General features: G+C 34.1%; 21 protein-coding genes. 19 read left to right on the plus strand and 2 right to left on the minus strand.

Going from position 1 to position 22,494, the window contains the following annotated elements; translation table 11 throughout:
- Positions 1-31 precede the first annotated feature (31 nt).
- The 6 genes from L2586_RS20925 to L2586_RS20950 all read left to right on the plus strand — a co-directional run bounded on the left by L2586_RS20925 (position 32) and on the right by L2586_RS20950 (position 5,584).
- On the plus strand, positions 32-811 hold the full coding sequence (locus tag L2586_RS20925) for a toxin-antitoxin system YwqK family antitoxin (RefSeq protein WP_235294910.1): 780 nt from the start codon (positions 32-34) through the stop codon (positions 809-811).
- A gap of 83 nt (positions 812-894) precedes the next feature.
- On the plus strand, positions 895-2,112 hold the full coding sequence (locus L2586_RS20930; protein WP_235294911.1) for a serine hydrolase domain-containing protein: 1,218 nt from the start codon (positions 895-897) through the stop codon (positions 2,110-2,112).
- A gap of 289 nt (positions 2,113-2,401) precedes the next feature.
- On the plus strand, positions 2,402-3,994 hold the full coding sequence (locus tag L2586_RS20935; RefSeq protein ID WP_235294912.1) for a T9SS type A sorting domain-containing protein: 1,593 nt from the start codon (positions 2,402-2,404) through the stop codon (positions 3,992-3,994).
- Positions 3,995-4,171: 177 nt separating this feature from the next.
- On the plus strand, positions 4,172-4,738 hold the full coding sequence (locus L2586_RS20940) for a hypothetical protein (RefSeq protein ID WP_235294913.1): 567 nt from the start codon (positions 4,172-4,174) through the stop codon (positions 4,736-4,738).
- Positions 4,692-5,174 carry an iron chaperone gene (locus tag L2586_RS20945; RefSeq protein ID WP_235294914.1) on the plus strand — a complete coding sequence of 161 codons (483 nt, stop codon included), beginning with the start codon at positions 4,692-4,694 and terminating at the stop codon, positions 5,172-5,174. The genes L2586_RS20940 and L2586_RS20945 overlap by 47 nt, the downstream gene beginning before the upstream one ends.
- A 5-nt stretch (positions 5,175-5,179) precedes the next feature.
- The gene (locus tag L2586_RS20950) at positions 5,180-5,584 is read left to right on the plus strand and encodes a DUF1801 domain-containing protein (protein WP_235294915.1); all 405 of its coding nucleotides are present in this window, start codon (positions 5,180-5,182) and stop codon (positions 5,582-5,584) included.
- Between the two features lie 638 nt (positions 5,585-6,222).
- Here L2586_RS20950 and L2586_RS20955 read toward each other — a convergent pair.
- A complete protein-coding gene (locus L2586_RS20955; RefSeq protein ID WP_235294916.1) occupies positions 6,223-6,774 on the minus strand; it encodes an IPTL-CTERM sorting domain-containing protein in 552 nt (183 codons plus the stop codon).
- Positions 6,775-7,430: 656 nt separating this feature from the next.
- On the opposite strand from L2586_RS20955, the gene L2586_RS20960 reads away from it, so the two are divergent.
- Together L2586_RS20960 and L2586_RS20965 are read left to right on the plus strand one after the other, a co-directional pair.
- Positions 7,431-12,200: a LamG-like jellyroll fold domain-containing protein gene (locus L2586_RS20960; RefSeq protein ID WP_235294917.1), complete on the plus strand. Its 4,770-nt coding sequence runs from the start codon at positions 7,431-7,433 to the stop codon at positions 12,198-12,200.
- A 472-nt stretch (positions 12,201-12,672) separates the two neighbouring features.
- Positions 12,673-13,254 (plus strand): Crp/Fnr family transcriptional regulator, encoded by a 582-nt coding sequence (locus tag L2586_RS20965; protein ID WP_235294918.1) that lies wholly within the window; start codon positions 12,673-12,675, stop codon positions 13,252-13,254.
- Positions 13,255-13,269: 15 nt separating this feature from the next.
- On the opposite strand, the gene L2586_RS20970 is transcribed toward L2586_RS20965, so the two are convergent.
- Positions 13,270-14,211: an NAD(P)-dependent alcohol dehydrogenase gene (locus L2586_RS20970; protein ID WP_235294919.1), complete on the minus strand. Its 942-nt coding sequence runs from the start codon at positions 14,209-14,211 to the stop codon at positions 13,270-13,272.
- Positions 14,212-14,398: 187 nt separating this feature from the next.
- Here L2586_RS20970 and L2586_RS20975 point away from each other — a divergent pair, with 187 nt between their 5' ends.
- The 11 genes from L2586_RS20975 (at position 14,399) to L2586_RS21025 (ending at position 22,078) form a co-directional block, all read left to right on the plus strand.
- Positions 14,399-15,142 (plus strand): hypothetical protein, encoded by a 744-nt coding sequence (locus tag L2586_RS20975; protein WP_235294920.1) that lies wholly within the window; start codon positions 14,399-14,401, stop codon positions 15,140-15,142.
- Positions 15,143-15,163: 21 nt separating this feature from the next.
- Positions 15,164-15,949, plus strand: coding sequence for a DUF6090 family protein (locus L2586_RS20980; RefSeq protein ID WP_235294921.1), 786 nt, complete (start codon positions 15,164-15,166; stop codon positions 15,947-15,949).
- Between the two features lie 290 nt (positions 15,950-16,239).
- Positions 16,240-16,770 (plus strand): hypothetical protein, encoded by a 531-nt coding sequence (locus tag L2586_RS20985; RefSeq protein WP_235294922.1) that lies wholly within the window; start codon positions 16,240-16,242, stop codon positions 16,768-16,770.
- 102 nt (positions 16,771-16,872) lie between these two features.
- Positions 16,873-17,328: a nuclear transport factor 2 family protein gene (locus L2586_RS20990; protein WP_235294923.1), complete on the plus strand. Its 456-nt coding sequence runs from the start codon at positions 16,873-16,875 to the stop codon at positions 17,326-17,328.
- A gap of 39 nt (positions 17,329-17,367) precedes the next feature.
- Positions 17,368-17,664 carry a DUF5946 family protein gene (locus tag L2586_RS20995; protein ID WP_235294924.1) on the plus strand — a complete coding sequence of 99 codons (297 nt, stop codon included), beginning with the start codon at positions 17,368-17,370 and terminating at the stop codon, positions 17,662-17,664.
- 509 nt (positions 17,665-18,173) lie between these two features.
- Entirely contained in the window at positions 18,174-18,479 is a 306-nt protein-coding gene (locus L2586_RS21000; protein WP_235294925.1) for a hypothetical protein, read from the plus strand.
- A gap of 164 nt (positions 18,480-18,643) precedes the next feature.
- Positions 18,644-19,222, plus strand: coding sequence for a Crp/Fnr family transcriptional regulator (locus L2586_RS21005; RefSeq protein ID WP_235294926.1), 579 nt, complete (start codon positions 18,644-18,646; stop codon positions 19,220-19,222).
- An 88-nt stretch (positions 19,223-19,310) separates the two neighbouring features.
- Positions 19,311-20,201, plus strand: coding sequence for an MBL fold metallo-hydrolase (locus tag L2586_RS21010; protein WP_235294927.1), 891 nt, complete (start codon positions 19,311-19,313; stop codon positions 20,199-20,201).
- Positions 20,202-20,269: 68 nt separating this feature from the next.
- A complete protein-coding gene (locus tag L2586_RS21015; RefSeq protein WP_235294928.1) occupies positions 20,270-20,659 on the plus strand; it encodes a nuclear transport factor 2 family protein in 390 nt (129 codons plus the stop codon).
- 214 nt (positions 20,660-20,873) lie between these two features.
- Positions 20,874-21,641 carry a DUF6090 family protein gene (locus L2586_RS21020; protein WP_235294929.1) on the plus strand — a complete coding sequence of 256 codons (768 nt, stop codon included), beginning with the start codon at positions 20,874-20,876 and terminating at the stop codon, positions 21,639-21,641.
- 158 nt (positions 21,642-21,799) lie between these two features.
- Positions 21,800-22,078 (plus strand): hypothetical protein, encoded by a 279-nt coding sequence (locus L2586_RS21025; protein ID WP_235294930.1) that lies wholly within the window; start codon positions 21,800-21,802, stop codon positions 22,076-22,078.
- Positions 22,079-22,494 lie beyond the last annotated feature (416 nt).

A 22,494-nucleotide genomic window follows, 5' to 3' on the forward strand; every position in this document is an offset into this window, starting at 1 on the left:
TGCAACTAAAATTAAAGAACCAAAATAGACCATGAAGAAAGGTTTTAGCAAATTGAAAGGATTGATTCTGTTTGCTTGTCTAACGTTGGCTGCAACATTCATTTTTGACTTTTATCTGATATTCGATGAAGAAGGTAACAAGCTATCTATGCTGCAATTCAAAATTGTTCCAATCGATTATGTATACGCTTATAGATACAACGAAGGTAAGGTCATAAGTAGAGGAATAAGACATAAAAAAAGAATTCATTTCACATTCTATGACTCACTTGGTCGTATAGAGGCAGAAGAAAAAGGACTACACGATCAGTTCCCAATTATTAGAACCTCATATCACTCAAACGGCAAGCTTATGAGTTATATGCAAAAAAAAGGAAGTGTAAGACATGGTGAACAGAAAATATATGATTATGACGGACAACTTGTCAAAACGAGACTATACAAAAACGGTCACCTACTAAGAGAAATAAATACAGTCAACAAGAAAAGCGAAATATATCCATATATTGAAACTACTAGATTAACCGATGAAAAAGCTATAGAATTCAAATTTGACTTTACTCATATTGTAATTCAAGAAGCAAATTCGGCGATTTTTCATTATGATTTCTCCGTCGATTCAAGTGAATATTATACGACTAGATATAGTGAAATAATTGACTCCTCAATCTTAAGTGTCAAATTTGAAGCAGATTCTTCAATGCTAGAATTCAATCAGATATATGGTTATATTCAACTTGATAGTATAAAGCATCCGGCTTTTGCCAAAGATATTGAGGAACTTATAAATCTAGCGAATAGCAGCAAGTAACATGCTGCGATGTCTCCATTTCTCGGTCCTCGAAACGGAGCATGCAGCTGAAACGTTACCACCATGCAAAAAAAAATAACAAAATGAAATCAACACTTAAAATCATCATTTTATTCATTCTGGTTTCAGGATGCAGAACGGAAGAAAATATAGGTGTAAAGTTTCCAGCCCAAGAGCAAGTAACTTCAATTATGAACGAGGCAATGAAAAAGAATGATTTACCTGCTGTAGTTGCTATTGCATCAAACATAAAGAACGAGGAAGCTTCATTTGCATATGGCAAAGCAGTATGGACAGAGGATATAGATGTAACAGAAAATCACATCTTTCGATTGTGGTCTATGACCAAATTGATAACAAGTGTTGCCGCCTTGCAATTGGTTGAACGTGGTGAAATAGAGTTAGATGATGACTTGAGCACGTTGTTGCCAGAAATGAGCGAAATCCCAATTTTATCTAATGGACAGCTTTCCGAACCCAAAAACCCTATTACGCTTAGGCATCTTTTAACCCATACTTCTGGATTCGGTTACGGCTGTTGCACAGATTTAGAATTATCACAATTTGACTATGAAAATTGGGAACATCCCGATGCACCTAGAAGGTTTGAAAGCGGTACTCGGTTTTTATATGGTACAAGTTTAGAATGGGTTGGTAGAGTGATTGAAAAGGTTACCAATTCAACTTTGGAAGATTATATCAATAGTAACATCACCGGACCTTTAAAAATGGAAAGAACATTTTTTAATGTCCCTGATTCTCTAAAGCAATATATTGTATCTAGTGGAAACCGAGGAAAAGACGGAAAGCAACCCTTGACTGAAAATAAAGGGCGGATACCCCAGAAGAAAGTTTCTAGGTTTAGTGGTGATGATGGTTTGTGGTCAACACCCAATGATTATATGCGAATACTAAAATGCCTGCTCAATTATGGCACGATAGAAAATATTAATATATTAAACAAAGAAACGGTTGAAGAAATGACCAAAAACCAAATTGGGAATATTAATATGGATAGTGAAGGAAACTATTTCAATCCTGAATATTGCTGTGATTTAAACGAACTTGCAACCAATTCTACAAAATGGGGTTTGGCTTGGGCTATTGATAATCAAGGACAGGATTATGGTCGAAAACCTGGAACTGTATATTGGGGAGGTATGATGAATACCTTCTTTTATATTGACTACATATCTGGAGTTACAGCTTGTATTTTCACACAGCACATCCCGTTTAACCACGCCGAGACTAATACTATATTTGATACATTTTCAAAAACAATTTATTCCGAGATAAATTAAATAATAAGCCAGATGGTAACAATGTATATGCGATAATGCTCCCTAAGGGGTCACACTACTCATATCCAAACCGTTACCATTCAACAGAAATTAACAATCATAATTAATTTCTTTTTACAAATCATTTTAAGTAGACCTACGTATTTACTTTAGTTTTGCTTTGAGTTACCTTACAGTATATTAAGTTATTAAACCCATGGTTTTTTAAAAGCTAAAATTACATTTATGGTTGGTCAGCTAAGGGAAGTCCAAAATAAACAAATTTACAAAACCTTAAAAATTCTTAGATATGGCAGTTTTAAAGAAATACTTATTTACTGTGCTATCGTTTTCTACGTTGGCTATTTTTGCTCAAGATAATTATTGTCCTAATCAGTGTGATTGTCCTGGATTTTGTGAAAACCTTACACTTTTTTATAATACTGGCTATTTTACAAACCAAGACGAATTCATAAATCGTGGCACTTTTTCTAATGCTTCCACCTGTAGAAACCGGGATTATTTTGATAACAGTGGAATTGTCAATAATTTCAGCCGTTTCGAGAATAATCGTGATTTTATTAATAGAGGTACTTTGAATAATTATGATTTATTTTATAGTGAAAATTTTCTTAATATGAATCTCTTCAATAATCAAGGCGATTTTTTTGTACTAGAAGAATTTGAGAATCGTAAGAATCTAATAAATCATGCAAACTTCAGAATACAATTCGGTTCTTTATTTTGGAATAGTGACAACTTCAGGAATACGGGGACTGTGATAAGTACTGCTGAATATTTTTCTAACAGTGGTCAGATTACTAATTATGGAACTTTCGACAATCAACAATTTTTGACGAATACTGGTAGTATTGTAAATTATTCATCTTTTACTAACAATGGATTTTTTAACAATCGTCAAAATGGCACTTTTTTAAACTTAGGCACGTTTATGAATTCTGGTGAATTTTATAATGTAGGCACCTTTGTTAATCAAGATACTATAAAAAATTTAGGCATTTTTGATGGAGCAGGATTAATAGAAAATAGAAGTGTTCTTAGCCCAGGCAATTCGCCAGGAACAATAGAAATTCCAGGATCGCTTACGTTCGCAGCCCCAACTCTGAGTGATAATCCTAAATACCTTGCAGAATTATCATCATCTTCTAATGACTTAATTACGGTGGAAGGCATTGCCACATTTATGGGAACACTGGAGGTGTTATTAATAGAAGGGAAGATTCCTTCGAGTGGAGAAACATTTACATTAATGACTTATGAGAGCAGAAGTGGAACTTTTGACAATGTGATCCTTCCTGAAGGGTATGACTGGAATCTGGAGTATGGTACTTCTGAGCTTACTTTAACAATGAATTCCATTTTGCCGGTCGAGTTATCGGCATTTAAAGGTTGGGAAGAAGATAACGAGGTACTGCTTAAATGGAAAACGACTTCTGAAGTCAACAATAATTACTTTAAAGTAGAACGAAGTGCGGATGGAAAGAACTTTCGTACGATAGGTTTGGTCAATGGAAATGGATCGACAATGGAAGCAATGTCTTACAATTTTATTGATCGCAAACCACTGCTAGGATTAAATTACTACCGATTAAGGCAAGTAGATTATAATGGGGAATATGCCTATAGCAAGATTATTGATGTACATCGAGAAGGGGGCCAGCTAGTGTGGTATGAAAATCCAGTAAAGGATGGTTCTCTTAGCGTTTATATTAAGGCAGAAAAAGAGAAAAAAATCAGTTTTGAATTATATGATATTGGCGGAAAGCTAATGAAACACGGCATTCTTACTTCAACCGAAAATGAAATTCTAGTAAGTGATCTCATTGGAGTATACTTTTTAAAGCTGGAAAAGTCAATTCATAAAGTGGTTATCGGAAAGTAGAAAATCAATTAGAAGTTCTAATTTAGAAAAATACCATTATAGGTAGTAAGGGATCTTACGTCAACTTTCTTTATTAGGGACTAAATAATGACGAAATGCTAACATGCTGCCATGACTCTACTTCTACTACGTCGAAACATAGCATGCAGCGAAACCATTATAACCAACCACTACCCATTGATAAAATTCTTTCGAAAAATAAGACAAAGTTTGCTTTCAGGAGGTAAAATATCCAAATACTTTAAATATGCAATCGGAGAGATTTTTTTAGTAGTGATTGGGATTCTTATTGCACTACAAGTTAGCAATTGGAATGAAAGGCGAAAGGAGTTATTGGGAATAGAAAGTCTAATGGATAAATTTGAATATGATTTAAGACTTACCATATGGAACGCCAACCATGACATAAACAACAGTACAGAGATTGATACACTTTTTAAAAATGTACTGAACAACGAAGTCAGCAAGAAAGATTATCAGAATGATCCATTTTTAAAACAACTCTCGTCATGGAGGTTCACCTTGAATCCAGAGTTAAATAATATGCGTAAACTGATTGAAAATGAGGAAATATTACCAACTAAATATAATACTGTCATTAGAAGAATAATTCGATTGAGTTTTGTTATTGGCAGAGAGCATGATGATATGAACGTGCTTAAAGAATCTTCTGAAATAGCTTCTGAATTTTATAAATATGAACTACTCTTGGGCCAGAAAATCAGATTCTTTGTCTTTGGATGAAGCTTACAATTATTTTTTAAATGACGAAAGCTACAAGAACAGATTATTTTCTCACTGGAATAAGGCGATGGCTTATACTAAAACAATTATTCAAAAAAGAACAATGAACGGAGTTGAACTATACATATCACAGTTTGAGCCTGAAATTCAATCAAGACTTGAAATTTTGCGACAATTATTTTTTGAAGTTTTACCAGACACAGAGGAAAGTATTCGTTATAAAATGCCAGCATTTAAAGTAGGCAAACATCATCTTTACTTTGCCGCATACAAAAAGCATATTGGTTTCTATCCAGTTTATGGACTGCCAGAAATTGAAGAAGAAGTCTCAAAATATAGAGCTAAAAAAACAAAAGACAGTCTACATTTTATGCACGATAAACCTTTGCCAATAGAATTGATAAAGAAAATTATAACGTTGAAATCAAATCTTTGATAAAAATGTCAGAACAGATAATAAACCTAAATATTGAGGTAACTGCCTTATTAGAAGCACTAAATCATCCGTTTAGAAATGAAATTGAGCAGTTGCGAATTTGTATTTTAGAAGCAAATAACAGATTGGAAGAAAACATAAAGTGGAACGGACCCAATTATTGTTTTAACAATGAAGACCGAATTACAATGAGAGTTCAACCACCGACTAAGCAAGTACAATTAATCTTTCATAGAGGTGCAAAAAAGCAGACGCAACCAGAAGACAAATTAATATCTAAAAAAAGTAAAATGTTAGTTTGGAAAGAAAATGACAGAGCAATTGTTACTTTTAAAAGCTTGCAAGACATCGAGAGTGGAAAAACTGACCTGACAGAAATTATAAATGAGTGGATAGAAGTAACAAAATAGAAACAACGAACCGCTAACACGCGTTATAGTTAATAAGGGTTTCAGTAGTTTTCGGGGCATAGTTACCCGCTCCAAATTTTACTGTAAATTGATAAGTAAAAAGCCCGCATTCCCTTACTAACCATACCGCCAACCGTTAGCCACAAGATAAAAAACGATACAAATGAAAATAAAACCTTTTATAAGATGGGCAGGTGGGAAACAAAAGCAGTATAATCAGCTCGCACGATACTTCCCATCCGTAGATAATATTGAGTGCTACTACGAACATACCTAGGAATTACAATAAATAGACTACCTGAACCTTCATATGATCTTAATTTAGATGCAAGATAGACAAAGATTCGAGCTGCCAAGGTTAGTTCAAGACCACTTCTGAGAAGTATTTTGGGTTTGGTTTCAAAAGATGAACAGAATCTCAGAGCAAAATAGAAGAGGTAAAAAGTGATATCTCCTAAAACTTATAATTATTTGTAGCTCTTGTTCGATTCCTTGAAAAATTATAATTTATATAAGCCTAATGATGTCAAATGGCGGAGGTAATTGGGAAAGCGAGAAAAATTTTCAAAAATCTTTAGAAAATTTAAAAAAAACCGATAACTATTTGATCGGGCTGAACTTATCTTTCAATCGGATTTTCACCCTAACTGTATTTGCTTTTGTCTTTGTTTAATTGAACCTACTCCAAAAATTAAAATAACTAATCCTAATGCGATGACTCCCCATTGAGAAAGAGTTGGGACTGCAACCGCAGGCTCACTAACAATATTAATTGTTGTCGTAGAACCATTGACAGTAGTAATACCTTCAAAATTCATTTCAACACGTCCATTGACTAAGCTTACAACAGGAAAATAATCACTTCCAGGATCCACAATGGCACTTGTAATAGTAACTCCGCTTATTACTTCAAGAACCCATCCATTAAAGCTTGCTGGAGAGAACAATGTTGCATCTCCGCTAATTATTATTTGCGTATCGGTAACATCTATTTGACATCCAGCTTTATAACCAGCATATGCTCCCAAAGGGTACTCCACCGCACCAGAGACAGTTACATCTCCAGCATCAAAAAACAACGTACTAGCATCTGGAAAGTAAGGTGATACATTCACAACAGAATTTAATAATTGAGCATTAAGACTTTGAGTGAGAAGGTAGGCTAAAAAAAAGAAAAGTATTTTTCGCATGGGATTATTTTGAAATTAAAAACTAACAAACTTACAAAATATTAATTAACTAATTGTTAAGTCGGTTGCAATACCTTTAAAGATTGAGAACTTTACGTGTGGCGAAGCATCCAAATCTGCAAAATCTTGATATTATTTGTAATAGTAAAAGAACTTGAAGGAGTGATATTTTGCTTTCTTGAACATGGTAAGATTCCCAGTTAAAAAAGAAGCCAATTTCTTGAAGATGCTAAGAAAACTATCTAATTTGCCAATATGCAAGAATTACAAATAAACGATTTTGATTATCCTGACATCAGCGAATACTAACTGGCAACAACATGCGTCATCACATAATTCTTCCTCTGGTCGGACTCTGGATGTCGCTATCACGCACGTTGTGCAATTTACAAGTCCTTCAAGATTTAGAATCCTAATTAGTATAGGCGTTATTGATGAGATTTAATTGATTTATAATAAATATAAGGTTTCAAAAATGGGAACTATTTATTGTAATTATATCAGAAGATCGCGTTGAAGATAAACACTCATTATTTAATATGTCTAACAACTGGCTTATGAACTATGATTTATCGTATTTTTGGACCTATTCAACTTTATTTCGACTAATATTAATAAATCATTACTTAGGTGGTTTATTAATAAAGTAAATATAAATGAAAATTAAATTCAATATCGCCATACTAGGCAGCTTTTTCTTTATACTTTCTAATATGACTTTTGCCCAAACTTTAGATTGGGTGGGAAGCATTGCAGGAGGACAACATCACGTGGAGCCCAATGCAATAGCTACCGATATAAATGGAGATATTCTTCTAGGAGGAAATTTCAGAGAAACAGCAGATTTCGATTTCGGTGTTGGTATCACAAGTTTTACTTCTGTAGGAGATAGAGATGGATTTCTTGCAAAATATAGCAATTCAGGCAACCTAATATGGGTTTTTCCACTGGGTTCAACATCTGCCACATCATCATTAGACACAAGAGTATATGACATAACCTCCGATTCTGGAGGAAACATTATTATAGTCGGCGAATTCAAAGGAAACGCTATCAATTTTGCCCCTAATGGGGGTACGTCTACCTTACTTACAAGTAGTAATAGCGGAATTTCATCCAGCGCTTTTGTTGCTAAGTATTCATCACTGGGAGCGTGTATATGGGCTTTTGGACTAGGGGAGAACAATAATAACGAACTATACGCTGTGGAGGTGGATGATAGTGATAACATTTACATTGGGGGCAGACTGGATGACAATGCGGGCACCCTTGATGTTAATCCTCTGGGTAACGTACATGTTATGGATACTGATGGCGCTGATGCCGTTCTAATCAAATATGATACCAATGGGGAGCACCAGTGGGATATCAACATAGGTAACCCAAATAACAATGATTATGTCTATGGAATCGAAATCGTGAATAGTAAGGTGTATTTAAGTGGTCGATTTCAAGGCACCTGTGAATTTAACCCCTTGGGGACATCGATCGCATACACTTCATCTGGTAGTTACGATGCTTTTATAGCAGAATACAATACTGTAAATGGAATCTGTAATTGGGCCAATGCAATAGGGGGCAGTGGAAGTGATGAGAGTAGAGAATCGAGCGTAGATTCCGATGGTAACGTCTATGTTGCAGGATCTTTCTCCTCTACGGTGGATTTTGATCCAAGCGCTGCAGAAAGTTCGTTGACTTCCAATGGGAGTATCGATATTTTCGTTGTTAAATACAATTCCATAGGTGGCCATGAGTGGTCGTTTTCCTTGGGAGGTACCAGCATAGATAATGGACTTGCTATGGACATAGATGGTACCCATGTTTTTGTAACAGGTAGATTTAGAGGCACTGTTGATTTTGATCCTAGCGTAAATACATTTAACCTTATTGGCCAAGGAGGTGCAACAAAAGATGAGATATTTCTAGCAACATATGATTTAAGTGGTGATTTCAAACAGGCATTTTCCGTCGAAGGCTCAGATAGCGATAGAGGCACTGGCATTGTAGCCGAGACTGACAAGGTATATCTAACAGGTTATTTCGAAGATGCTAATGTAGACTTTGACCCCATAGGCACGAATGTCTTAAGTTCAGCAGGAGGCACACAGTATCATGATGGTTTTTTAGCTTCTTATACGTTTTCATTTAATGCAAAAGTAGCTGTTTCAGAATGGATTTCTAACCCTCTCGGTGTAGAATCTGATGCAGAATGGATAGAAATTCATAATTATGGAGCCACTGCCGTAAACTTGAAAGATTGGAAATTGAAAGATGAAGATACTGACGATTCCGTGATTTCTACCGATGATCTATTTTTAGATTCAGGTGAATCTTTGATTTTAGCCAATAACAAATTAGTCTTCGAATCACAATGGATGAGAAACTGTTCTTTTGATCAGGTCGTCGAAGTAGATTTCGAATTGGATAATGAAGCAGACGAGATTATATTAGAGGATAAACTAGGTAATACTATCTGGTCTCTTGCCTACCTAGATGATGAAACCGAAGGAGTTGCTACGTTCTATTCAGACTTGACATATGACATTACTTCTTTTGGCAGTAAAGCAAGCCCTGGGGTTTCAAGGACAGCGAATGATGTCAGTGGTACCTTAGGATATCAAAGTAACAATATCACTAACGATGTGAATTCATTTAAGAGCACCTTTAATGATATGGGAAGCCCGATTCATCAACAGCTAGCTGGAGAAGAAAGAGGGAATTCGGTATATTTAGACGGAGTTGACGGTCACATCGACCTAGGCGCCACAATGGAACTTGAAAATCAATCTCAATTCACTTTTGAAGCATGGATTAAGCCCATAACAATAGACGAGGGAAGTGAACGTATATTTTCAAAACGACTTGACAACATCAATCGCATCGAAATTTTATTAGGAAATGGAGGTGGAGAAGCTGATAATCAGTTTGTGCAAATAAGCATATGTAGTGGATTAAGTGAAACAGCATCTTCGCCGAATCTTTCCGTTCCTGTTGGCGCATGGACGCATATTGCAATTACATTTGATGGAGGTGCAAGTGCGGGAAATCGGCTCAAATTTTATGCAAATGGGATAGTGCAACATTTAAGTTCTGATCCTACTGCCACAGTTACGCCTATGGGAAATGGAAATGCGCACATAGGTAAACGTTCAGATAATACTAACAAACCATCAAACATAGAGTTAGATGAAATCCGACTATGGAATACAAAAAGAACTGAACTTTCTATAAGAGAGAATATGCACCTCACGCTTGCAGGTTGCGAAGCTGGTTTAGTATCTTACTATCAGCTCAATGAATTATCGAGTGTACTTGTAGAAGATGTGCGAGATAATAATGAAGCTACATTGGAAGGCGGTGTGTCTCGAACCCTTTCCGGAGTCAATGTTGGTAATTCTATTTTATCATTTAGCCAGACGATTGCCAACATTTCTTCAGTCGGAGTCCAATCATTTGATTCTGCAAATGTAGAGATCAATATAACCAGTATTTCAAATGCGCAAGATCTTACCACAACTTTTCAATCCTTTAGCTCTAATACCATAGATGGGGCAGATGGTGTTCTATTTTATGATAATCCCACATGGACAATTAACAGTTCTTCTTCTGACACTGAATATGTAGGTGACTTAAAATTCGCGCTTCCCAGTGGATCACTGACAAGTAACGATCCCTTGAATTACCGACTATACCAAAGGACATCATATGAAGAAGGACAATGGACAAGTATTGCAAATGCTTCACAGATATCAAATGACTCCATAACTTTTTCCAATATAGAAAGTCTAGGGCAATTCATGATCGTCCAGCAAAGTGTAGATGGAGTAAGTCCTGTACGTGGAAACATGTATTCCTTTGATGGAATAGATGATTACATAGACCTTGGGAATGGTAATGAGTTTGATATTGCAGGAGAAATCACTGTAGAAAGTTGGGTCAAAATGAATGGAGTTGCAGGTACTCAACACATCGTCAGTAAGTCTGATTCAGGTATAGAAAGTTCCTACCTTTTAGAATTGCTGAACGGTGATCCACAATTTTCTGTGAGATTGGGATCCGTCTGGCAGACAGCTACTGCTGGAATTACTTTGACTGCAGATGAATGGTATCATATAGCAGGTGTTTACGATGGAACTACAATCCAAATGTATATCAATGGAGTACTGCAGAATTCACTAGCTGCTGCAGGAAATATCGAAGTCTCGACTTCTACTGTGCAACTCGGAGGTTCGTCTTCAGGAAACAACTTGAATGGTGCAATGGATGAGATTCGGATATGGAGTACAGGAAGATCACAAAAGGAATTACGAGAAAATATGCATTTGACTTTGAAAGGAAATGAAGGTGACTTAGCTGCTTATTACCAATTTAATTCTGATAACAATACAGGAAGCATTGGAGGTGTGAAAGATGCACTTGATGGAAATGATGGTACTACTTTCAATATGGATGGTTCCACTTATGAAGATTCTGAAGTTGCAATAGGAGGGGGGATATCAAGTTCAGTGACTATTCCTTCAATTGGCCCTTTTATTGCTGTTTTTCAGGATGTCGGCTTAACGGCGTCGTTTGTTAATATAGCAGCAGATGGCGAAATAGTGGCCTATAGAATTCAAACAGAAAGCCCTTCAGGAGCATCATCAATTGGAGGAGAAGTGGATAATGAATATTTTATCATTCGAAATTATGGAATCAACAGTAGTTTTTCAGAATTGAACCAGTTCAGCCTTTTTAATATTGGGTATATAGATCCAGTTGATGCTGCTTTACCAGAAGCTACGACACCTCTTTTCCTCTATAAAAGAGCAGCCAATGAATATGGAAATACATGGGGAACGAAGGTAGCTAGCGCCAATTCAGCAGTTGAAGGACATCGCGGAAGTCTAAGCTTTGATAATTCAGCAGGAATTACAGATTTCGGCCAATTTGTATTCGTCAAAGATGGCCCTTTATGTGACATTGAAATTTCAGGTTCCATTGTCCTTCCAGAATCTTGTCCAGATGTTGAAGATGGTTCTATTGCGATCTCTGCTTTGTGCCCCTCTTGTACAGGCATTATTGAATACTCAAAAGACAATGGATCAAACTTTCAATCGACTCCTTCATTTACAGAACTGCCTAGTGCTACTTATGAAATATTGATAAGGGATACTGAAAACTTGACATGTAGTGCAACTTCTACGCTTACTGTTAATCCTGGAATGATTAGTATGGTGTGGAACGGTAATGCAGGAGATGGGCTTTGGACGAATGCTGGAAACTGGAGTTTGGGGATAGTTCCAAGTTCGTGTCATGACGTGGTGATTTCGAACGGCGACATGGTTACTTTATCCGGCATTTCGACCAGTGTAACTTCGATCACGACAAGTAATAACTCTGAACTAATTATCTCTCCAAGTGCTTCACTTTTCATAAATATTGATTGATTCTAAAATATTTATAATACTACATGTGAATAATAAAAATCTAAGTAATGGAGTCAAATAGTTAAAATACCTACTCAAAGGATCTATACATTTAAACAGATTTTCTAAAGAAAAAAAGAATCGGACGTGAGAAATAGCAAAATATGTGGACCATTTACATTGAACGGTTGATATATTTTGATAATTGCTAATATAGGTATAACAAACTAAGGATAGCAAGCGATGATGAGATCAGACTTCCTTCGGTCGTCCGTTCCACTTGCAACTAAACCGTTATATGGCATTAACCCGACTCCCTCTAATCCAAACACAAAAATTGAATGGAGATTAAAACTGTCCAATTTTTAAAGGCACTGCTGGGAGTAAAAAATGCTTGCTAACGAGAAAAATCGAATACATTTGTTAAATTTAAATACATAAACTATTGAAATTCAACAAAAAGATTAAAGGTTAGTCAGTATTAAAAAAAGAAATGATAGAAAAACTAATAGCATATTTTTCAAAATTTCAGCCTCTTGCAGAAGAAGAAAAGAATATTCTTCGTGAAGGCACCGAAATCAGTATAGTGAAAAGTGGAGTGATTTTACTTAAAGAAGGAGGAATTCCAAAAGACAATTATTTTCTAATAAGAGGATGTGTCAGACAATATTATCTCAAAGACGGTGAAGAAAACACCTCTAACTTCTTTACTGAAGAAGAATGGATTTTGCCATTTACGAGTGTTGAAAACAATGGAATATCTAAGTATTTTTTAGAATGTATGGAAGATTCTTATTTGGTCATCGCCAATGATGAACAGGGAAATGATTTTCTTGAAAAATTTCCCAGATTTCAAAAGATATCACAACTGATACTCGAAAAAGAAATAGTTCGTCAACAAAATGAATTGGCAAAATATATAAATCAAACACCTGAACAAAGATACTTTGACTTGAAAAAAAATCGACCTGATTTATTAAGTAGAGCACCTCAATATCAGATAGCAAGCTATATCGGTGTTAAGCCCGAATCATTAAGCAGAATAAGAAAAAGAATTATGAAATACTTAGATTAAAAGTAGCAATGGAAGTTAGTTTTTTGCAATTGAGATAACTACGCTACCTTTTTTGTGTCCTTGTTCCACATATTTATGCGCTTCTACCATTTGTTCCAAAGGATAAACACTATCAATAGTAGGCTTTAATTTACCTTGCTCAACGAGGTCTTTGATTTTGATAAAATCAGCTTTGGAAGTCGAAGGTGCACTATCGTCAACAGAGACATATTTTCCATTTGGAGAAAGTGCTTTTTTGCTACGAATTTTTAATACTGACGTTTTTGTTTTACCTACCGCATCGAACACAAAATTGTATTCTTCTAATTGAGCAACTGCATTAGAAAGTGTATAGTCAATTACTTTATCAGCGCCCAGAGATTTCACTAAATTAAAATTCTTAGCACTACAGACAGCCGTAACGATAGCGCCTGAATTTTTAGCAAGTTGGGTAGCTAATAAGCCTACACTTCCTGATGCACCATAAATTAATACCTTATGATTCGGTTGGATTTTCATGTTTTTGAAATAGAACCAAGCCAAACCAGCTCCATAAGGAATGGCCGCCGCCTCTTCAAAATTTAGGTTAGCAGGTTTGAGACTTAAATTCCAATCTTCGGGTAAACACATATACTCAGCATAAGCTCCAAACCGAAGTTTAAAAGCAGACATGGAACCAGATGCAAAAACAGCATCTCCTTTTTTGAAAGAGTTGACATTTTTTCCTACACGTTCAACAACCCCAGATAAAACCATTCCCATAATTGGGTTTTTAGGCTTTCCAAACCCCATCATAAGTTGTATCAGAAAACGATAGATAAATGGAGCATTTAAACCACGCATCAGAACATCGCTTGCAGTAACAGAAGTAGCATATATTTTTATAAGTACTTCGTTATCCTTTGGAGTTGGCTTTGGCACTTCTTTTAATTCTAATACTTCAGGTGAACCGTATTTCCTACAAACTATTGCCTTCATAAATTGAAATTTTATTGAAAATTATAATTACTTTACAAATTTCGTGGAAGATTTAATGAAATTCATTGACTTGAGTTAAGAAATAAAGAAAACACCATAGAACAAAGCATAAAATGTCAATGTCAGCTAAACGCCGCCACTGCATTTATGCAAACCGCTGTGCTTCATTATCAGAAACAGCTAACCAATGATAAAATTCTTTAGAAAAATTAGACAAAACTTACTTTCAGAAGGAAAAACTGGAAAGTATTTCAAATATTCTATTGGCGAGATAGTTCTTGTTGTCATTGGAATTTTGATTGCGCTTCAAATCAATAATTGGAACCAAGAACGAATCCAGAAGATTGAAGAACAAACAATTGTAAAGAACATTCATGATGAATATTTGCAAAACAAAACGATTTTAGAAAGAAGAATTGAGGAAGCGGAATTATGTGAGGCAGCCCTTATACAATTGATGAATATTATGGGCAAAGAGGAAGATTATCTTAAAAAGCAAAATGTCGATAGTTTACTTTTTTATGCCTTTGACCCTCCTATATTCAGACCCTCGGAAAACACCATTTCTGGTCTCATACAATCAGGCCGTTTGGATTTGCTCCAAAATAAGGAATTAGTTGATTTAATATATAATTGGGGACGAACGATGAAGGCGTTGACAGATAGAACAACAAGATTTACTACAATATCTGATAACGAGATTTTTCCCTACCTATCAAAAAAATATTCCTATAAAGATATCGATGCCTATGGTCCATTAAATTGGAAAGAAAAATCAAACCTGAAGGTGAATAAACTTCAAATTTTTAAAGAAATTGAATTCGAAAATCTTACTGACAATTTTTTATACTGGATGGCAGATAACAAAAATCTATTTATAGAATTAGACTTATTGATTGATAAAATTCTTACGGAAACGCAATATGATTAAATCATATATAACTACCCAATGATGAAATTCTTTAAAAAAATTAGACAGAAAATGCTGACTGAAAGTAAATTCAGAAAGTATCTTCTTTATGCTATCGGAGAAATTATTCTTGTGGTAATTGGAATTCTAATTGCTTTGAGCATCAACAATTGGAATGAGAAACAGAAAGAGTTAGCCAAGGAGCAATTAATTTTAAAACAATTAAATAGTGAATATCAAAGTAATCTGAATCAACTCGATCAAAAAATACTGATGCGTAATGAGGCACTAGAGGCCTGCAACAATGTGCTAAATCATATAGATAATCCTAATTCAATTAAGGAAGATGAGTTCTATCAATCATTGTGGATACTATTTAGAGACCCAACTTTTGACCCTATAAAAAACGATATAGTTGGTTCAGAAAATCTTCGCTTAATAAATAATGATACCTTGGTGAGATTTTTATCTAATTGGTCTTCTGAAGTATTTCAAGTCCAAGAATTAGAGTTAGAGTATCAAAAATTTAGAACAGAGATTTTATTGCCTTGTTATCTCAGATTGGGAGTTTCAAGGAACGTAAATAATAATTTATGGAAAGATGGATACACTCCTACTGAAGCATTAGATAAAGAATCCAAAAAAAAATTCACTATAAAGCCAACAAAAAAAAGTTTGAATTTGAATAAGATTCTTGAAGATGTTGAATTGGAAGGTATAGTTAGCCAAGTAATTACACATCATCAAGTTACAAACATACAATCGCAGACTTTGCGTATGAGGATAATAAATATGCTCGAAATTATTGAAAGGGAAATTAAAAAATAACACAACCACAACACCGTGTTTTAAACATAGCCATTACAGGCTTTCCAAGAGGTTTTGCTTATTTATTAAGTCCGCCAAATTTTTATTTTTTTATATTTAGAAATTAAAAGGTAAATAGATAAATAATAATTCGGCTCGTGCTAAATCATTGTTAAAAATAGATATAGAATTTAGTTAGGCACCATTAAGTAGTACAGAATGAAAACTTAAACAATTAATTGATTCAAATAAAATCAGAGACCAACGATTCTGATCAATAGAATTTTAAATAAATATAAAACTAAATCTAAATGAGTCCAATTGGTAAATTGTATCTCAAAGTCTTTCTCTTATTAGGTTTGCCGTTTAGTATGGGTATGACAATATTCGACATAATTTTAGGAGATGGATTTTCAATTTTTAAATTTATTTTTCTGTTCGTCTTTTTTGGATTATTTATGTCTTTATTTTTGGTGGCGAAGCAAAAAAGAAAGCTCAAGGAACTTGGGGTTTCTGATTATACTGATAGCAATTTGAAAGTGAATCAAACTGCAACGTTAGTTTCAAAACTCAATTTTATAGAGCTTTCACAAAAATTACAAGATGATGTAGTTTTAGGAAAAATGAATTTTGATCAAACTAAGGATTCTATAAAGTTAAGTTCAGGAGCTTCTTGGCGATCTTGGGGTGAAATCATTAGTATTCAATCAAAGGAATTGACTGATGGTAAATACGAATATAGCATATCAAGTAGGCCAAAAATGAAGTCTACAATAATTGATTCTGGTAAAAATTTAGAAAATGTAATGGCAATACAACGCGCATTGGAAAACGTTGCCTAACTTTATATGATGACAGCATATCCTCCGACGTCGGAGACGCCGCATATAATTATACGTTCATGCATCAAATCCTTTAAAAATTTCATTAATACATATTACAATATGAAACAACCTTCAATTTTAACATTAATTCTAATTTTTTTCTTTTTAAGTTTTTATGCTCAAGGACAAAGCCAGCAGGATACTTTGGACATTAAACAAGTTGCCATAGATTACATTGAATCTCAGCATAATGTTAAGCCCGATCAATTTGAAAGAGCAGCACACCCAAGAATGGTGAAAAGAACTTTTTGGACAAATAAAAAAACGGGGAAAGAGTATCTAAGAGAAACGTTCACAGATGCAATGATTTTACTTGCGGAAACATATAATGTGGATAAAGATAAATTTCCAGTCCCGCCAAAAAAAGAAGTAATTATTCTTGATATTTTTGATAAAGTGGCCTCAGTCAAACTAATTGCTGATGATTGGATAGACTATATGCATATAGTAAAAATAAACGGAAAGTGGCAGATTGTAAATGTATTGTGGCAGTTTAATGATTCCAAAAAACATTAAATCTACGATTCTTAATTAGCGAATGAATCAATCATAAAAATGGAAGATTATATAACTTGTTTTTCATGCGACGCTAAATCCTTGAATTTTGATGGAAATTGTCATGAATATATGCTCTCTTCTCCAGGTTGTTATGAGATGTTTAATGAAGTTTTAGAAAAGGAATATTCTGACTATAGGTTTTCAAAAGCACATCATTATACTGTTGATGCTTATGCGATACAACATCCGGGGGAATTGAAAAATCAAAAGGCAGTTAACTCTGTTGGCATTCATCTTGTAAGTTTATACTTCCTATTTGAAAAAAGTATGAATTTGGACTATGCAGCTGAGTGATAATTCTGATGTGTTTGACCCCCTATGTGGATAACTCGCTATTTCAATTTACAATTATATTTTAGATCTGTTTCTGAGGATTTCCCCGTTGAAATCAATTCTGTGTGCTTTAGGTAAAATTCTGTCTAAGATTGCATCAGCGATAATATGAAAATTAAAAGCTTACAATCGGATCTTGATGTAAATAGAGAAACTGCGTCAAAAGCTGTATTTTGAGGAAATGCCAGCCGATAACAATATATGTGACGGAAGACTACCCTTCGGGATAGTCCTCCGCATATAATCATCCGTTTTGGAAATAAATATTAAAAAATTTCTTTTATATAGGACTACAGGTAATCAATAAAAGTCAATTTAGAATATTTTTGAAGATCTAAATGCTTAATGGATTCTTTATTTCCAAAAAAGCTATTACACTACATAATTTAGAATAAGATTAAATGATTTAGTACTATTTATAAAAAAAAATTATACTTTTTGCTAACAATTGAATAAAATAATAGCTGAATATGAAAAACTCATTGTATTTAAAATTACTTTTTGTATTTGTTCTTTATTCTTCTACGGTCACGTTTATAAATAGTCAAGGGGATCCGCCTCCACCCTCACCGCCACCTCCACCTCAGCTAGCAACATTAAAGAATCTTGGCCTCCAACAACTAGGATATGGTGTTTTTAGCGAGAGATATGATATGCCAGCAACAGAAGTCTCTTTCACAATGAAATCTGATAAAAAATCACATGATGTAAAACTAGGAGAGCTTATTCGAATCAATGGTGTTTGGAAAGTCTTTACTTACCCACGATTTAATTGATTAAATAATAAAAGCAAACATTTTAAAAAAAAAATTTGAGACCTAAAACACAACTGCATCCAAAAAAAAGTACTACCGAGAACAGGCCGAGATCACATAATTCTTCCTACGGTCGGACTCTGGATGTGGCGATCACGTTGGGCGTAATGTAAAATCCTCCGAATATGACAGAGTTATTAATACAAAATATTTTAAACCATATTACGCTTTCCAAAAAAGAGATAGATAGCTTTTGCAACTTATTCGACCAAAAAGAAGTTCAAAAAAAACACTTTTTACTGCGAGAAGGTCAAATTTGCAAGTTTGAGGGCTTTGTTACTAAAGGTCTTTTTAGAGTATATAATATAGATAATAATGGCTTTGAACAAGTACTCTATTTTGCACAGGAAAATTGGTGGATAACCGATATCGACAGTTTTACCAATGAAACGCCATCACAACTTTACATACAAGCGTTAGAGGAAAGTGAAGTATTATTAATTTCAAAAAAAGACAAAGAGCTTGCCTATGATAACATTCCAAAAATAGAAAAACTGTTTAGAGTAATGACTCAAAAAACGCATATCTCGTTACAACGAAGAATGATAGATAATTTGAGTAAAACTGCCGACCAACGTTATATAGACTTTATAGAAAAATATCCTAACCTCTTTCAACGATTAACCAACGTGCAGATTGCCGCTTACTTGGGCATAAGCCACGAGTTTTTGAGTAAAATAAGGCGAAAAATCGCTAGTAAATAATAGTAGAAAATTCATTTATTGAACTTGTTCAATGTTTTGAAGTAGGTAACCGTTGCATCTTTGTACCATCATTAAAAACAAGACAAAAATGAAATCGATTATTTCAACAGTATTTTTAACAATTTTAATTTTATTCAAAATGAACGCACAAGAACAAAGTTTTAAAACAATAGAAACAAGCAAATTTAGACTTCAAGTTTACAACGCATCAGAAAATAGTTTTGGTGTGGCATCTGTAATTATTTCAGGTAAAAACGATGCCGTATTAATAGATGCACAATTTACCTTGGCAGAAGCCGAAAAAGTAGCACAAGAAATCAAAAACTCAGGAAAGAACTTAACTACAATTTATGTTTCGCATGGCGACCCAGATTTTTATTTCGGATTAGAAGTCTTCAAAAAATATTTCCCAGAGGTTACGGCTTATGCTTCGTCTGCAACAATAGAGCATATTAAAGTTACAGCTCAAAAGAAATTGGAAGTTTGGGGCGAAAAATTAGGCAATAACATCACATCTAATGTTGTCTTACCTCAAGTTCTAAAAGGAAATTCGATTGAGTTAGAAGGCGAAAAACTAGAAATCATTGGTTTAGACGAATTCCCAAAAAGAACCTTTGTATGGATACCATCAATTAGAACAGCTTTAGGCGGAATTAATGTTTTTGGCACAACATTTAATGTGTGGATGGCAGATGCACAAACAACAGAGGTTCGTCACAACTGGATCTCGATCTTAAATACTATCAGCGAATTAAAACCTGAAATAGTAATCCCAGCACACGCAAATACCAATTCAGATTTCACTATTGATGCTGTAAACCACACGAAGAATTATATTCTATTTTATGAAGAAGCTTTGAGTAGCAATAAAACTTCTGAAGCGTTAATAGCAACAATAAAATCAAAATATCCAAATTTAACTTTTGAAACAGCCTTAATGTTAGGAGCAAAAGTGAACACAGGAGAAATGAAATGGTAAGAACTCTAATAATCATCAACTTGACAATGCTTCTAGTATTGTCAAGTTGTTCATTTAAACAAGAAGTTATGAAAAATCTCGATATAATAAAAAGTACCTATGAAGGTAAAACATCAGAAGAAAACGGCAAAAATTTAACCAAATATGTAGCTGAAGATATCAGTTGGACAGAAGCTAAGGGCTTTCCATATGCAGGAACTTATATTGGTTTAGAAAGTGTTACCGAAAATGTTTTTAAACGCTTAGCTAGCGAGTGGATTGATTATAAATTTTCACCCGAAGATTATATTGCAAATGAAGACAAAGTAGTTGCTTATGGCACCTATTCGGGTACATATAAAAAAACGAACAAGTATTTTGAAGCAAGAGTTGCCCATATATGGAAACTGAATAATGGCAAGATTATCAGTTTTGAGCAGTTTGTAGATAGTAAATCGGTTGACGAAGCAATACGTTAAAACACTACTCCCAACAACGTGTGTAGGGCATAGCACTCTGTGGTATGCTCCGACACCATACACGGAACGATGAAGAAGTGAATTTCGCCTAAAATTATTCCCACTCCAACACATTTTACTTAAAATTACATAACTTTAATTGTAACGATTTACGGAAGGCAAAACTCCTCTTATCGCTATCACGTTGTTCTTCATTACCAGAAACCACTAACCAATGCTAAAATTCTTTAGAAAAATCAGACAAAATTTGCTTTTAGAAGGAAAAACTGGTAAGTATTTTAAATATGCTATAGGAGAAATAGTACTTGTAGTTATTGGAATTTTGATTGCCCTTCAAATCAATAATTGGAATGAGGCAAGAAAAACAAGAAATAAAGAATTGTCTTATTTAACCAATATTAAGAGTGATTTAGAATTGACTAATTCAGAAATTGATCAATATATATCCTCTCGACTTCAACGTGCAAATGCTGCAAATAGTGTTCTTGAACATTATAATGGAAAACCTGTAACAGATTGGAATGAATTTAACAAACATACAATTGATGTATATACTTGGCAACGGTTTTATCAAATAGATAATACATTTCAAGAGTTAATGAACTCTGGAAATTTTGAAATTATTTCTAATGATTCTATAAAAAACGGATTACTTACAGTTAACCAACTTTATAAAAAGCTCAAATATTCAGAAGACCATTTCCGATATGATGCAGAAATAACATTATACGAACCATCATACAGAATGACTGACATTTATTCGTTATCTAATAATTATTTCTACCAAAAATCAAACGGACAGAATGGAAATTTGGGAAATTTGACTGAAAGTGACTTTAAGGAAGTGTTGAATGACCAAACACAAAAAAATGGATTTGCATTTGCAGCTATGTATTTCAAGGGTTGGAATAGCCAACTATTGAATATAAAAGAGAAAAATGAGAAAATTATTGATTCAATAAATAAGGAAGTGAAAAAATAAGGAAACCACAACAATGGCTATAAGTAATTGCTTGTTCTCGCCTACTTCTGAAAATCCTTGCGAATTTTCAGTCTGGTGCGTACTTGCGAAGTTAACCGCTAAACCACGCAACTACTCATAGCCGAGACCATTTTCACTAATTAAAAATCAAACACAATATGACAAACCAATCAGATTTTCAAAGTATCCATTTGGCTGACATAGGGTTTGACAATTTACTAGAATATGACCAAAATGAAATTGAAGCAATTCTAAGAACACAATCAATAAAAGATTTAAGAAAAGTCCTTGGTGATCTAACTGAAGAAGGTCTTGAAATGACATTTAAAAAAGGCAAACAAATCCAAGCTAGAGATTTTGATGCTTATGAGAATTACGAGAAAGAAATACCTGAAATTCATTCAATTACAATTCCAAAAAAACTTGGCCATAAATGAATTTGAAATTTTAAATCAAAATCTCAATGGGAATATTACTTTATTCGGCAAATTAGATCCAGCACTACAGGTATTTACGTCTTTAAATGAAACCAAATACCTATACATAGGTACAATTTCAAATACAAGTGTAAAATGGATGGGAAAAAATACTATTCCTTTGATAATCCCAAAATTTCAACAGGGTATCGTGTATCTCGATTTCAAAGACCCAATCATTTAAAGTTGTTTAAAATGAAGGCGATAACCTAAGAAACGTAATGAATCAGAATGTTGATTCATTCACTGATGCTTATTCCTATGTGTTTGACCCCCTAGTTCTTGAGGTTTGACCCCCTATGTGGATAACTCGCTATTTCAAATTTACAATTATATTTTAGATCTGTTTCTGAGGCTTTCCCCTTTGAGATCAATTC

The organism is Portibacter lacus, from assembly GCF_021533215.1.
GTDB lineage: Bacteria > Bacteroidota > Bacteroidia > Chitinophagales > Saprospiraceae > Portibacter > Portibacter lacus.